This is a genomic window from Nonomuraea sp. B208 (genome assembly GCF_057536035.1).
The window spans coordinates 125,774-139,867 of record NZ_BAAJOU010000027.1; the positions used below are offsets into that span (position 1 = coordinate 125,774).

Here is a 14,094-nt window from a genome sequence, read left to right on the forward strand (position 1 = left end):
GTTCACCGGCGGAGGGAGGTCTCCTTTCAGGCGAGGACGCAGTGGGTGCCGGTGAAGATGGTCGGCATGCACTTGTTGCAGTGGATGCACAGCGAGCGGGTGCCGGGATCCTTCCGCATGCGGTTGATCAGATCGGGCTCGCGCAGCAGGGCGCGGGCCATGGCGACGAACTCGAACCCCTCGGCCATGGCCAGATCCATCGTGGCGCGCTGGCTGATGCCGCCGAGCAGGACGAGCGGCAGCTTCAGCGCGGCGCGGAACTGGCGGGCGGAGTCCAGCAGGTACGCCTCCCGGTAGGGGTAGGCGCGGATGAACTTGTCACCGACCAGCTTGATGCCGAGGCGCATGGGCTGCTTGAAGGTGGCGGCGAACTCGCGGAGCGGGGCCTCGCCGCGGAAGAGGTACATGGGATTGAGCAGGGAACTGCCCGCGGTCAGCTCCAGGGCGTCCACGCTGCCGTCGCGCTCCAGCCACTGGGCGACCTGCAGGCTCTCGTCCAGCCAGAAGCCGCCGGGCACGCCGTCGTCCATGTTGAGCTTGGCCAGGATCGCGATGCGGTCGCCGACGGCGTCGCGGACGGCGCGGGCGGCGCCGAGAGCGACCTTGGCGCGGTTGGCCAAGGAGCCGCCGTAGCCGTCGCGCCGCTTGTTGACCTTGGGCGACAGGAACGAACTGGCGAAGTAGTTGTGCCCGAGGTGGATCTCGACGGCGTCGAAGCCGGCCTCGACGGCGAGCTTGGCGGCGGTGGCGTGGGCAGCGGTGATGCGCTCGATGTCGGCGACGCCGGCGCGCCGGGTCACCGCCATGGCCTGAGGGCTGAACGAGGCCGACGGGGCCAGCGCCGGCAGGCGGTTGGACTTGCCGTTGGCGACCGGCCCTGCATGACCGATCTGGGCGGAGGCGGCAGCGCCCTCGGCATGGACGGCGTCGGTGAGACGGCGCAGCCCCGGCAGGGCGTCGGGACGCATCCAGATCTGGTCGCGCTCGGTGCGGCCCTCGGGAGCGACGGCGCAGTAGGCGACGGTGGTCATGGCCACGCCGCCGGCGGCATGGGCGCGGTGGAAGGCGATGAGGTCGTCGCTGACCAGGGCGCCCTTGGTCATGCCCTCGAAGGTGGCGGCCTTGATGATGCGGTTGCGCAGGGTGAGCGGGCCGAGCCTGGCCTGGTCGAACACGTCCATGTCGAGCCTCCTGGTCACGTGGATGGCGTCATTCAATCACTGATTGGAATATGATTTGAACATGGTGGACGACGTTGTATCGACTCGGGCCCGTCTGCTGGCCGCGGCCGAGCGCCTGTTCCTCGACAAGGGCTACGAGCAGGTCTCGGTGCGGGCCATCAACGCCGAGGCCGGGCTCAACCCCGGAGCCGTGCACTACCACTTCGGCTCGCGCGAAGGGCTGATCGCGGCACTGCTGGAACAGGAGCTGTCGCCCCTGTGGGCCGACCGGCTGGACGTGCTCTCCCGTCGCTCCCGTGGCGAGGGCGAGCCGTTCGAGGTGGGTGACCTGGTGACGGCGCTCGTGGAGCCGTTCGAGGAGCTCTCGCGCAGCGAGAAGGGGCGCATGCTGTGCCATCTGCTGGCCCGCTCGGCGCTGCGCAGCGGAAGGCTGATCAACGTCTCGACCTGGTTCGGCGCCGCGCCGTTCGAGGTCATGCTCGGCCGGGCGCTGCCGCACCTTCCTGTGCGGCAGGTGGCCGACCGGTGGCGGCTGGCGTTCACGCTGCTGCTGGAGGTCTACGGCCGCGCGGTGACACCCGCCCCGGCCGCGGCGGCGCCGTTGCCCGAGACCGCCACGGTCGTCGCCTTCATCACCGCGGGGCTGACCGCGCCCCCACACCCCTGAGGAGAGTCATGGGCACGTACGCCGTCACCGGATCGGCCTCCGGCATGGGAGCGGCCAGCGCCGAGACCCTCGCCGCCGCCGGGCACACCGTCATCGGTGTGGACCTGCACGACGCCGACATCATCGCCGACCTCGGCACCGCCGGCGGCCGCGAGCAGGCCGCCGAGGAGATCCTGGCCCGCTGCGGCGGCACGCTGGACGGCGTCGCCGCCATCGCGGGCGTCGGCCCGAACCTGCCCGACGCCGCGGCTGTCATGTCCATCAACTACTTCGGTCCCGTCCGCCTGCTGGAGCTGCTGCGGCCCGCACTGGCCGCCGCCGACGCCGGCCGCGCCGTCGCGATCGGCTCGAACGCCGCCACCACCGTCCCGCTCATCGACGACCGGCTGGTGGAGCTGGCGCTGGCGGGGGAGGAGGAGGTTGCTCGCGAGCACGCCCGGGCCGCGGCCGAGGCCATGCCCGCCGAGCTGCGTGAGCTCGCGCCGAGCATCTCCGCCTACGCCTCCTCGAAGTTCGCGCTCGCGCGCTGGATCCGCCGCACCGCCGTCACCCCCGAGTGGGCACGGCAGGGCGTGCTGCTCAACGCCATCGCGCCCGGCGCGGTGCTGACCCCGCTCATGCTCGGCTCCACCGGCGAGGCCGGCGACCCCGACCGGTTCCCCACCCCGATGCCCCTCGGCGTCTTCGGCGAGCCGAAGGACATCGCGTTCTGGGTGCACCAGTTCCTCAAGCCCGAAGCCCGCTTCACCACCGGCGCGATCCTGTACGTGGACGGCGGCACCGACGCCGCCATGCGCCCCGACGGAACGCCGACGGCAATGTCTCTGGGTTAGCCGACAAGTACTTGTGCGCCGCTTTTCCAGGGCATACCGTTGCGGCACAGACTAGTTGCGGGTAGGAAGGCAACTAAATGGAAGCATCCGAGTCAGCGGCTCCCGCATCGATGATCGACCGTGTGGTGCAGATCCTCGAGACGTTCGACGGGCCGGGCGGCCTGACGCTGGCCCAGGTGGTGACCCGCACCGGCCTGCCCCGCTCGTCCACTCACCGGATCCTCGAACACCTCGTCAAGATCCGCTGGCTGCATCGTGAGGGCAACAGCTACCGGCTCGGGCTCGGGGTGCTGGAGCTGGGCACACTGGCGGTGCACCAGCACCAGCTCCGCAAGGCGGCGCTGCCGTACCTGCACGAGTTGCAGAGCCGCACCGGGATGGTGGTGCACCTCGCCGTGCTCGACGGGCCCGAGATCGTCTACCTGGACAAGATCGGCGGCCGGTTCGGCATGAGCATCCCGTCCCGGATCGGCGGGCGGCAGCCCGCGCACTTCACCGCCGCGGGCAAGGCGCTGCTGGCGGAGGCCGGCGACGACGTGCTGGACGCGGTTCTGACGGCCGCGCCGGATGCGCGCACCAGCCGGAGCATCATCGGTGAGCAGCCGCTGAGGCGGGAACTGCGCCGGGTGTCCGAGCGCGGTGTGGCGTTCGACCGTGAGGAGTCGGCCCCAGGCATCGGCTGCGTCGGCGTGCCCGTAGGCGCGCCGGGCATGCCCGCCGAGGCGGCCGTCTCCGTGTGCGGGCCGATCGGCAAAGTGCACTTCGACCAGCTCGTCGGCCCCGTCAGAGCGGTCGCGAGCCAGATCTGGAACGTGGTGGCCAGGGAACGCGGCCCAGGCCGGCTGAGCTACGCGTCCTGACGCGTTCCCGGTGACCGGGACGGCCCCTGCCGACGACCCCGCGCGATGGTTACCGTCTGCCGCAGCCGTCTGGTCATCGAGGAGGCCGAGCGTGGGCACAGGCTGGGATGAGACTTACGACGTCATCGTGATCGGCTCCGGCGGAGGCGGGCTGACCGCGGCCTGTACGGCCGGCAGCGCCGCGCTGCGCACGCTGGTGCTGGAGAAGTCCGAGTACTTCGGCGGCATGACCGCCTACTCCGGGGCCTGCCTGTGGCTGCCGGGCAATCCGATCACGGCGAAGGCGACCACGGAGGACACCCCCGAGCGGGCGCTGGAGTACGTGCGCGCCGTGGTCGGCGACACGGCTCCGGAGGCCATGCAGCGCGCCTACGTCGCCAACGCCGGGCGCGTGGTGGAGTTCCTGACGCGACATCCGGCGCTGCGGTTCCGCTACGGCGCCTTCCCCGACTACTACGACGTGCCCGGCCGGGTCAAAGGCGGACGCGGGATCTTCCCCGAGCCGCTCGCCGGCGCCGAGCTGGGGAGCCTGCTCGACCGGTTACAGCCGTCGATGGCCGCCCACCGCTTCGGCCGCGCCGTCGACCGCACGCGGCTGGAAGGCGGCCAAGCGCTCGTCGGCAGGCTGCTGCTGGCCGTGTCGAGCCTGGAGAGCGTGACGCTCCGCGCCCGCACGCCCTTCGACGAGCTCGTCGTGGAGGACGGTCGCGTCACCGGCGTCGAGGCCGACGGCGGCCGGCTACGTGTTCGCGCCGAGCGCGGCGTGCTGCTGGCCGCCGGCGGTTTCGAGGCCGACGCCGAGCTGCGCCGTCAGTGGCAGGGGCTGGAGGAGGTCTGGACGAACGCGCCCGCCACGCACACCGGCGACGCCATCCTCGCCGGCATGCGGGCCGGCGCCGCCGTCGCACGGCTGGAGAACGCCTGGTGGGCGCCCAACCTGCTGTATCCCGGCGGGTCGTCGGCCTTCGCCGTCGGCATTCGCGGCGGCCTGTTCACCGATGCGGCCGGACGCCGCTTCGCCAACGAGTCCCTGCCGTACACCCGGCTGGGCCAGAGCATCCTCGACGTGGACCCGCCGCGCCCGCTCTACTGGATCTTCGACGACCGGTTCAAGACGCCGCCCTGCATCCTGGAGGTCGAACCCGACCCCGACGAGTTCCGCGCGGCCGGCCTCTGGCACACGGCCGACACCGTCGAAGCCCTGGCCGACCGGCTCGGCATGCCCGAGCTCCCCGGGACCGTCACGCGCTTCAACTCCTTCGCCGCCTCAGGGACCGACGCCGACTTCCACCGGGGCGAGGACGAGTGGGACCTGTTCTTCGGCCAGGGCGACGGGCCGAACCCCTGCCTGGTGCCGGTCGAGCACGGGCCGTTCCACGCCGTCCGCATCGGTCTCGGCGACCTCGGCACGAAGGGCGGGCTGGTCACCGACACCTCCGCGCGGGTGCTGGACGAGGCCGGCGAGCCGATCCCGGGCCTGTACGCCACGGGCAACACCATCGCCAACGCCACCGGCAAGGTCTACCCCGGGCCGGGCGCCCCGATCGGCACCGCCATGGTCTTCGGCTTCCTGGCCGCCCGCCACCTGTCAGGAGAAGGCGCTCATGCCTGAGGCTTACCTGGTCGAGGCCGTCCGGACCCCGGTGGGACGGCGCAACGGAGCTCTGGCCGGCGTCCACCCCGCCGACCTCGGCGCCCACGTGCTGCGGGCATTGATCGACCGGACCGGGATCGATCCCGCCGCCGTGGACGACGTGGTGTTCGGCTGCGTCGACACGGTCGGCCCGCAGGCCGGCGACGTCGCCCGCACCTGCTGGCTGGCCGCCGGGCTGCCCGAGGAGGTGCCCGGGGTCACCGTCGACCGGCAGTGCGGATCCTCCCAGCAGGCCGTGCACTTCGCCGCGCAGGCCGTGCTGAGCGGCACCGCGGACCTCGTCGTCGCGGGCGGGGTGCAGAACATGAGCGCGATCCCGATCAGCTCGGCGATGACGCTCGCGGCGCCGCTGGGCTTCTCCGACCCGTTCTCCGGCTCGGCGGGCTGGCGCGCCCGCTACGGCGACCAGGAGATCAACCAGATCCGCGCCGCCGAGCTGATCGCCGGCAAGTGGGGCATCTCGCGGCAGGACATGGAGACCTACGCGATCGCCTCGCACGAACGAGCCCTGCGCGCACGTGACGAGGGCCGCTTCGACCGCGAGATCGTCCCGATCGACGGGGTCACGGCCGACGAAGGACCGCGTCCTCCCGACCTCGCCAAGATCCGCTCACTGCCGCCGGTCCGCGAGGGCGGCCTGATCACCGCCGCCGTGTCCAGCCAGATCTCCGACGGCGCGGCCGCGCTGCTCGTCGCCTCCGAACGGGCGGTGGCCGAGCACGGACTGACGCCGCGGGCGCGTGTCCACCACCTGTCGGCGCGTGGCGCCGACCCGGTCTTCATGCTCACCGCGCCGATCCCCGCCACCGCGCACGCGCTCGCGCGCACCGGGATGAGCCTGGACGACATCCACCTCGTCGAGATCAACGAGGCGTTCGCCTCCGTGGTGCTGGCCTGGCAGCGCGAGACCGGGGCCGACCTCGGCAAGGTCAACGTCAACGGCGGCGCGATCGCGCTGGGCCATCCGCTCGGGGCGACCGGCGCGCGGCTGATGACCACGCTCCTGCACGAGCTGGAACGCACCGGCGGCCGGTACGGGCTGCAGACGATGTGCGAGGGCGGCGGCCAGGCCAACGTCACGATCATCGAACGGCTCGCTCGGAGCTGAGGGGATCGCGGCGGCCGCCGCTCCGTTTCCCGCAACCACTTCCCGAGGGCGTCCGTGGGAGTGACAGTTCCATGGGCTGGGGCGTGAGGCCGGGCACGGCGATGGGCCATGGCGCTGGAACACCACGGCGGTCGGCTGCGACACTGGCTGAGACCTGTGCGCCCCCGGCAGGTCCAGAGGCGTATGCGTCCGAGGCGGCCATTCGTCGAAGGGACGGTCGTGGACTCTTCCCAGCCAGTGAGCGAGGCGCCGTTGGCCGAGGTGCGCATGTTCCTCACCGACGGCACGACCAGATCGTCCGGTCACGGTGACGAGATCGGCATCGGCGCGGTACGTTTCGGCACCTGGCAGGTTCACGCCCTGTCGTCGCCGCGGTACGCGACCGACGCGTACCTCGTCCGGGTGACGTTCGACCTGGAGCTGGCGCCCGAGGTTCCCGGCCCACGCTGGGCGGAGGTCGGATTCGAGTTCTGCGGCAGCGGTGCGTACGTGCTTGACGCAGCGCCCCGCTCGGTCTTGCGTGAACAGGACAGCCAGATCCTGACGCTCACGTCGCACCTGCAGTTCGTCGTGCGGAACAGTCCGGCCTCAGCGGAGAGTCCGCAGCTCGAGATCCCGATCGGGGGGCTCACCCCGACGATTGTGGCCTTCGGCATCGGCAGGCGAGCGCTGCGCTGGCGGCACATAGCGACCACCGGAGCCGGCGTGCCCGTGGGTTCGCACACGGCGTGGCTGGTGCTGGAGGTGCCGAGCGGCGAACGCGAGGTGACCGTCCGGTTCACAGCGGCTTGCCGGCTGGCTCCAGAGGACGAGATGGGCCTCACTCCTGGCGCCGAGCCGGTGCAGCGCACAGTGCCCCTGCCGGTAGCCGAGATGCCCGCCCGTCGTGCTCGTGACGCCGGCTCTGACCACATGCGGCGCGTGTTCCTCATCCATGGCCGTGACGACGAGTTCGCCGGCCACATGCGGGAGTTGCTGAGCCTGCTGGGGCTGCGCGTCATGGAGTGGGAGCCGCTCGTCGCCGATGCCGGCCACGGGCCCTCGCCAGTCCTCAGCGATGTCATTCACAACGGTTTCACCCGGGCACAGGCCATCGTGGCCCTGCTGACCCCGGACGACGTGGTGGCTCTGCACCCTGACCTGCACCTGCCTCGCGAGGACTGGCATGAGCTGTCGCCGCGGTGCCAGCCACGGCCGAACGTCCTGATGGAGCTCGGCGCGGCGCTGTTCGCGTTCCGTCAGCACACCATCGTGCTCAAGGTCGGTGACATCCGGCCGATGGCCGACCTGGGTGGCCTCAACTACGTCGACTTCGACGGAAGCGCGACTGCGCTCAGGAAGCTTGTCCAGCGACTGAGGACCGCCGGTTGCGAGGTCGACGATTCCGGCAGCGAATGGGGGCGGGCGTCGCGGTTCGAGGGCCTCACGACCTACGCCCGCAGACCTCCGGGCACGGCCGGTGGACCGGCCGTATGACAGGGTCACAGCGAACGGAGGAAGGCGGCGAGCTCAAGCAGGTCAAGTGCGTGCACATCACCAGGGTGAATGATGACACGCAGGTCCTTGCAGATCGGGAGCTCACGAGCGTGAGCGAGGAACGACATGAGGATCAGCTTCAGGAGCGCGTCACGGTCCAGCTGATCGATCCGAGCCGCGCCCGAACCGACGATGGCCATCGACAGCGGCTGGCGCTGGCCGTGCTCGTACACGGCCTCCCAGAGATTCGTCAGGCTCCGCCACAGTTCGTCCACGCTGGAGCGAGGCACCAGATCATTGCCCATCCGGCTGTAGGCGACCCCGAAGACGTGCCGCTGGGGTGTACCGAGAACGGCCACCGTACCCACCGGATAGCGGGTCAGCTTGCCCAGCCGTTTGCTTCCTCGTTCCTCCACGCCGATCGGCGTGTGCCGGGCGAGGGCCTGAGCCAGTTCCCGGTCCAGGCGGCGCTGGTCACCGTCGTAGCACCGCTGCAGGAACTGGCCCTGCAGCGCCGTATGGTTGATGATCCGGTCCTCGGTGACGGAGGTGTCGAAGGTGTCGGTGAAGCCGATCACGAGGTGCGTTTCCTGCTCCAAGAGATCACCGACCTCGACGCACACCGTCATGCCAGGGTTGTGGAACTCGCGCTCCAGCCGTGACCGCGGGTAGGCACGGGCGATCGCCCAGATCGTGCAGCTCAACAGGGTGATGACCGTTACTGTGACGGGTGCCGGAAACGTCGTGTGGAAGTACAACTGGCCGACGAACTGCACCACGGCAGAGAACAGGCCGGCAGCGGCGAGGAAGTTGGCGGTGAAGGAGCGCAGGCCGCGGCGAGTGCCGAAGACCAGCCGGAACGCGTAGGTCGGTCGCAGCATGTCTGTCACGGCCCGCTGTGCACGTACGGCGCCCACAGTAAGGGCGCGTGCGGGTATTGGGCACGAAGCCGCATGACTGCGGCGTGCAGGGCTCGGGCGGCCTTGGTGGGGTTCGCCGTGCCGTCCTCCGTGAGCGAGGCGTAGACGTCATCGGCGATCGCCATGGACCGCTCATCGATGATCGTCCACAGGGTCGCGATCACATGCCGGAAACCGGCCACCTGAAAGGCGGCCGACAGGTGCATCGCTTCGTCGAGGACGCGCACTCCGCCGGTGAAGGTCTCGCATGCCGACAGGTACGCCAGTTGCCCGCCCGCGAACCGATGTCCGGCGATCTCCGCCACGGTCAGCGGGCGGTCGTGGAGGTACAGCGCGCTGCCGGCGGGATCGGTGGGGTGTTGCCGGCCGTGACAGCTCAGGTGCACCCAGCTGTGACGGGAGAGCTCGGTGAGCACCGTGTCCGCGGTCGCCGCTGCTTCGGACAAGTCCTCGCCGTCCGGTAGGTGCTGCCGGACCTTGCCTGCTTCCCGTGCCGCGAACGGCAAGGGCCGGAGATCGTCGTAGGTCGTGGACGGGGCGACCACCAGGGCACGGGCAGGCGGTCCGGCGGCGCCGGCGGTGCGGGCGCGATGTAACGCGCTGATCGTCGGCAGATAGGAAGACACGACCCGATTCAGCAGCGTGTCAGCAGCTGCACCGGAATAGTGCCCCGCAGCGTGCAACGGCAGCATGGTGAGCGGCCCCGTCGGGCACCACCAGACACGCGGCGGTCGACGGTCCCCGTCGGCACCTTCCAGGACGGGTGCGAGCGCGGCCAGGACCGGTGCGGCGATGGTGTCGTACAACCAGGCCAGGACATCGACCAGCGCGCGGTGGGCGGCGCGTGCGTTTGCGAACGTCCGTTCCTTCTCCGCGGTGAGCCGAGTCTGCAGCAGCAGGTTGGCCCGATCCACAGCTGACGCGCGGGTGAGGGCGGGCAGGTCGATCACCACTGGTTCGCTCCCGGTCAGCGCGATGGCACAGCAGCCGTACCGGCTGAGGTTGACGAAGACGATGGGACCGTGTGCCGCCTCGGCGGCGAGCTTCTCATAAGGCACTGCGGTCAGAAACGTCTCCAGGCCTGCCACACCACGGATGCTCTCGACGACGTCGTCCCATTCCTCGGCCAGCCGACGCCGTACCTGCGCGTCCCGCTCACGGTCGAGGACCGGTAGGACGTCGTCATGCCCGGTCACCGACGCCGGCGCGTCCAGCGCTTCCCGCAATTCGTCCAGCCGGGCCGCAAGCTCGGGTGCGGCCGCCCGGGCGGCGGTCAGGTCCGCGTGGGTCTGGACGATCTGTTGCCAAGTGATCGATCGGCCCTGTTCCAGCAGCTCCACCGCACGCCGGGGCTCGCCCGCACGCAGCGCCCAGGCGCAGGCGTCACTGGCGAGGCCGGCCCACCGCCACAGGTGCTCCTCGCGAACAGCCTGGTCAAGACCCCGCCAAGCCAGAACCGGCAGCAGCGACACCGCGGTGGCGAAGGCGTCGGCCGCGTCGGCCGCGTCGTTCGCGGTCGCAGCCGCGGTGCCCCACGCCCATGCCGCTCGCAGCCTTACCTCTGTCGCTCCGGTCCGGCTGCGAGCGGCGGCGCGCCATGCCTCTGGCACTCGGCCCGACGGATCGGCGGCGTGCAGGGCGTGTCCGGCCGTGAACAGGAATGCGGCGTGATCGGGATGATCCGGTGGTGACGAGCGGACCGCCTCGGCCGTCACCGTGGCCGCACGTGCCAGATCCGCCGAGCTGCCGCGGGTGATGAGGGCGTTGCCGAGGTTGGCCAGGTAACGGCCACGATCCGACTGCTCGATCGAGGCGGTGATCTCGACGGCCTCCTCGGCCGCCTCGATCGCGGCGACAAGAGCGTCGCTTCTCCCGGGGTCATGCTCGACCGTGCTGAGCAGGACCGCGGAGAGGTTGGACAGGTACTTCGCGCGGTCGGCACCGCGGGGCGTCACCGCTACGGCCAGTTGCGTGGCCTCCCTGGCGGCGGCCAGGTCGTGCACATCATTGCGCTCGTCGAACCGGACGCGCAGCGCGTTGCCGAGATTGGACAGGTAGCCGCCACGCTCAGGATGCGTTGGAGGCAGGGCCGCCACCGCTTCCCTGGCTGCCTCGACCGCCTCGTCGAGATCGGTCAGGTCGTGGGTCTGGCGGTATCGCACGTGCAGGGTGGCGGCAAGGTTGGTCAGGTAACGGCAACGCTCGGCATGCTCGGGTGGCACTGTCGCCAGCACACGGCGGCCGAGCATCACGGCCTCGTCGGCGTCGGCGAGCCGGCCGGAGCGTTCGAACCGCACACGCAGGATCAAGGCGAGGTTGTTCCACCGGCCTGGCAGGTCGGCGTGGCCGTCGGACGTCTGCTCCACCGCCTCCCTCGAGCGTTCGACCGCACGATCGAGGTCGGTCCAGTGGCCGGTGCGCTCGAACCGGCTCGCCGACGCGGAGGCGAGGTTGACCAGATAGCCGGCCCGCTCGGGATGTCCGACCGGCAGCCGCGCGACGGCTTCCTCACCGGCCTGTACGGCGGCGTCCAGGTCGGCGAGATCATCGTAGGCATCGGCCCGCAGCCGCAGTGCGTAGGCCAGGTTCGACAAGTAACGCCCGAGCTGAGGATGATCCGGCCGGGCCAACGCCACGGCATCACGAGCGTCCGCGACGGCCGCGTCGAGGTCGGCGCGGTCGCCGCGGCTCGTATACCTCGTCAGGAGTGTCGAACTCAGGTCGGACGACCGCGCCGCGCGCTCGGGATGACCGGTGGGCACCGCCTCGGCCGCCGTGTCGGCGGCCTGGACGGCGGCGTCCAGGTCGGCCGGGTCGCCGGTCGTCTCGAAGCGGACCAGCAGAGCCGCCGCGTAGTTGCCGAGCATGGTCGGCCAACTCGGGCCGCCCGTCGTCGCGGTCACCGCTTCACCTGCCGCCGACACTGCCGCATCCATGTCAGCGACGCCGCCGGTGCGCGAGGCACGGGTGCGCAACTGCAAAGCGAGATTCGACAGCAGGGCCGGCCGGACGGCGGCGCGCGGCGGCGCTCCGGACACGGCCTCACGGGCCGCGCCCACCGCGGAGTCGAGATCGTCGAGCGAGTCAGTCATCAGGTACCGCTCGCGCAGGGCGATGCTGAAGTTGGTCAGGTAGCCGAGCCTGTCAGGCTGACCGACCGGCGTCTCCCGCACGGCCGCGGCACCGGCGTCGATCGCGGTGTCGAGGTCAGAGGCAGCGCGGTAACGCTGATATCGGGTGAGAGCGCAAACGGCGAGGCTGCTCAGGCAGGTCGGCCGGTCGGGGTCGCCGGACGGTAGCGACTCGACGGCCCGCTGAGCCGCGTCGAGGGCTTCGTCGAGATCCGCCCTCACCTGGGTAGCCGCGAAACGCGTCCGCAGCAGCGTGGACAGGCTCGCCAGGTACGTGTTGACGTGCGGGTGCCCGGACGGCAGTACGGCGAAGGTGTCCCGCAGTAGTCCGACGGCCGCGTCCAGGTCGCCGAGGTCGCCGGCGTGCTCGTAACGCGTCCGTAAAGCGGTCGCGAGATTGCCCAGAGTCGCCGCACGGATCTCTTCGTCGCCGCCGTCCAGCCCGGCGGCCTGGAAGCCGAGCTCGATGGCGACGTCCAGGTCTCCCCGGTCGCCGGCGATCCCGAACCGGGCCAGGCATGCGCCCGCCAGGTTGGACAGGTACTGCCGCTGTCCAGGCCGGTCGGCGGGGCCCGCGGCGACGGCCTTGGCGAACATGTCGACGGCGTTGTCGAGCGCCGCGGGAGCGCCCGTGCGTTCGAACTCGTCGAAGAGCTGAGCTCCGCAGTAGTTGTAGGCCGTGCCTCGCGCGTCCTCGTGAGTCGCGAGAAAGTCGCTGATGGGCGCAGGCACCTCCTCCGGGACTGCTCGCCGGAGAGCGCTGAACAACTCCATCGCGTAAGCCCAATCGGACCCGTCACCGCCTTCGGGCAAGGCCTGGTGCCGGCGCCAGTGGAAATGGGCGAGTACCAGCGCCGTGTAGGCGGACAGCTCGGATTGTTCGCACAGTTCCCAGGCGCGGGTGAGCAACGCGCTGCCCTCGCCGTCCAGCACCGCAGCCTCGTCGTCACTGTCAAATCGGTCGATCCGCAGCTTGAGCGCGTCGATCACCGCGTCGAGAGCCGGAGCGTCGGTCACCACTCAACGATGTCAAACCGGCGGCCGGCCCGCCATCGTGAATACGCGGGCCCACGGCCTCGCAGGGCGACTCGATGATCTGCCTGCTGTCGCAGATCAACGCTGTGCTCTCACGACGTCGAGACGCCGGTCTTCGCGGGCCAGGTTCTGGCGGGTGGCACCGCCCAGCCCCGCGCGTCCACGTGGCCGCTCGCCAGGTCGTCGGCGTACCGCTCCAGCAGCGACGAGCAGCCGGTGACGTCGGCGGGCGGCCAGGCGGCCACCGCCTCGCACACCTTCTCGTGCTGCAGGGCGTCGATCCGGCGGATCAGCTCGGCCCCCTTGCGGGTGGCCCGCAACCGGCTGCTGCGCCGGTCGAGATTGTCCACCGCCCGCACCAGGAGCGCCTTGTCGGCCAGTTCGGTGGCGTACTTGCTGGCACGAGAGGAGTCGATCTCGAGCCGGTCGCCCAGCTCGGAGACGGTCAGCGGGCCGTGCCGCGCCACCACCCGCAGGGCGATCAGGCTGCGCATCGCCACCGGGCACCTCGCGAGCTGGGCCAGGCGCAGGCTGTTCACCGCGGGGTCGGCGGTCAGGCCCGTCCACTCCACGAAGGAGACCACGACCGGCGCGAAGCGTTCCAGGACGGCGCGCCTGGCGGGGTCGGCGTGCGGGGCCGCGCGCTCCACACAGCCCGCAGGAAGATCGATGACGGGGCCGAGGTCGTCCAGCGCCATCGCCCGGTGCAGGCGCTCGATCAGCTCGCCCAGCCGGGCGATGTCGCCGGTCGGCCAGTCCTCGACGGCGACGAGGTAGTCGTTCACCCAGACGGCCCACCAGGCATGCAGCAGCGCGCGTCCTCCGTCGGTGATGGTGATCCGGCTGCTGCGCCGGTCGCCGGGGTCGGCGGTCCGTGCGACGAGCCCCAGCTCCTGCAGGCGGGCGAGCTGGCGGCTGGCGCGCGACAGGTCCACGTCCATGACGGTCGCGGCCTGGCCCACGGTGATCTCCCGGTCGGGCATCAGCCGCACCAGGGCTCGCGTGTCGGTGATGGTGACGTTGGCCTGGACGACCGTCTGCAGCCGGCGGGTGGTGCGGGGACTGCGTCCGCTCGCGGCGATGAGGTTGACGAACCGGATGATCCCGGCAACGTCCGCCGCGGCTGGCTCCTTCGTCACCGGGGTCATGGCCATCAGCATAGCTTTCGATGATTACCTGCATGTCATCAGGTTGTTTGCGGCGGGTGAAGTCGCCGTCGGCCGGGGCCG

The 14,094-nt window shown here is 70.9% G+C and carries 10 protein-coding genes; 6 read left to right on the forward strand and 4 right to left on the reverse strand.

The genetic code is table 11. The features are described from left to right. Positions 1-26: 26 nt before the first annotated feature. Positions 27-1,217, reverse strand: coding sequence for an NADH:flavin oxidoreductase (locus AC27IY_RS32195; RefSeq protein WP_423450113.1), 1,191 nt, complete (start codon positions 1,215-1,217; stop codon positions 27-29). Positions 1,218-1,242: 25 nt separating this feature from the next. Here AC27IY_RS32195 and AC27IY_RS32200 point away from each other — a divergent pair, with 25 nt between their 5' ends. The 6 genes from AC27IY_RS32200 to AC27IY_RS32225 all read left to right on the forward strand — a co-directional run bounded on the left by AC27IY_RS32200 (position 1,243) and on the right by AC27IY_RS32225 (position 7,779). Further along, on the forward strand, positions 1,243-1,848 hold the full coding sequence (locus AC27IY_RS32200) for a TetR/AcrR family transcriptional regulator (protein WP_423450115.1): 606 nt from the start codon (positions 1,243-1,245) through the stop codon (positions 1,846-1,848). Between the two features lie 8 nt (positions 1,849-1,856). Continuing rightward, positions 1,857-2,681 carry an SDR family oxidoreductase gene (locus AC27IY_RS32205; RefSeq protein ID WP_487180207.1) on the forward strand — a complete coding sequence of 275 codons (825 nt, stop codon included), beginning with the start codon at positions 1,857-1,859 and terminating at the stop codon, positions 2,679-2,681. A gap of 122 nt (positions 2,682-2,803) precedes the next feature. Beyond that, entirely contained in the window at positions 2,804-3,541 is a 738-nt protein-coding gene (locus tag AC27IY_RS32210) for an IclR family transcriptional regulator (RefSeq protein ID WP_423475823.1), read from the forward strand. A gap of 91 nt (positions 3,542-3,632) precedes the next feature. After that, the gene (locus tag AC27IY_RS32215) at positions 3,633-5,153 is read left to right on the forward strand and encodes an FAD-binding protein (protein WP_487180208.1); all 1,521 of its coding nucleotides are present in this window, start codon (positions 3,633-3,635) and stop codon (positions 5,151-5,153) included. Continuing rightward, positions 5,146-6,303, forward strand: coding sequence for an acetyl-CoA C-acetyltransferase (locus AC27IY_RS32220; protein ID WP_487180209.1), 1,158 nt, complete (start codon positions 5,146-5,148; stop codon positions 6,301-6,303). Before AC27IY_RS32215 ends, AC27IY_RS32220 begins: the two co-directional genes overlap by 8 nt. 219 nt (positions 6,304-6,522) lie before the next feature. Beyond that, positions 6,523-7,779 (forward strand): TIR domain-containing protein, encoded by a 1,257-nt coding sequence (locus tag AC27IY_RS32225; protein ID WP_487180210.1) that lies wholly within the window; start codon positions 6,523-6,525, stop codon positions 7,777-7,779. A 5-nt stretch (positions 7,780-7,784) separates the two neighbouring features. Here the strand turns inward: AC27IY_RS32225 and AC27IY_RS32230 are convergent, their stop codons facing one another. The 3 genes from AC27IY_RS32230 to AC27IY_RS32240 form a co-directional block, all read right to left on the reverse strand. Next, positions 7,785-8,660: a macro domain-containing protein gene (locus AC27IY_RS32230; RefSeq protein ID WP_487180211.1), complete on the reverse strand. Its 876-nt coding sequence runs from the start codon at positions 8,658-8,660 to the stop codon at positions 7,785-7,787. A 5-nt stretch (positions 8,661-8,665) separates the two neighbouring features. Further along, the gene (locus AC27IY_RS32235) at positions 8,666-12,847 is read right to left on the reverse strand and encodes a CHAT domain-containing protein (RefSeq protein WP_487180212.1); all 4,182 of its coding nucleotides are present in this window, start codon (positions 12,845-12,847) and stop codon (positions 8,666-8,668) included. Positions 12,848-12,957: 110 nt separating this feature from the next. Next, a complete protein-coding gene (locus AC27IY_RS32240) occupies positions 12,958-14,013 on the reverse strand; it encodes a MarR family winged helix-turn-helix transcriptional regulator (RefSeq protein WP_423475817.1) in 1,056 nt (351 codons plus the stop codon). Positions 14,014-14,094: the final 81 nt, after the last annotated feature.

Coding starts and splice junctions, on each gene's coding strand:
- AC27IY_RS32240 (WP_423475817.1), bottom strand. CDS start 14,013: ATGACCCCGGTGACGAAGGAGCCAGCCGCGGCGGACGTTGCCGGGATC.
- AC27IY_RS32205 (WP_487180207.1), top strand. CDS start 1,857: ATGGGCACGTACGCCGTCACCGGATCGGCCTCCGGCATGGGAGCGGCC.
- AC27IY_RS32230 (WP_487180211.1), bottom strand. CDS start 8,660: ATGCTGCGACCGACCTACGCGTTCCGGCTGGTCTTCGGCACTCGCCGC.
- AC27IY_RS32220 (WP_487180209.1), top strand. CDS start 5,146: ATGCCTGAGGCTTACCTGGTCGAGGCCGTCCGGACCCCGGTGGGACGG.
- AC27IY_RS32200 (WP_423450115.1), top strand. CDS start 1,243: ATGGTGGACGACGTTGTATCGACTCGGGCCCGTCTGCTGGCCGCGGCC.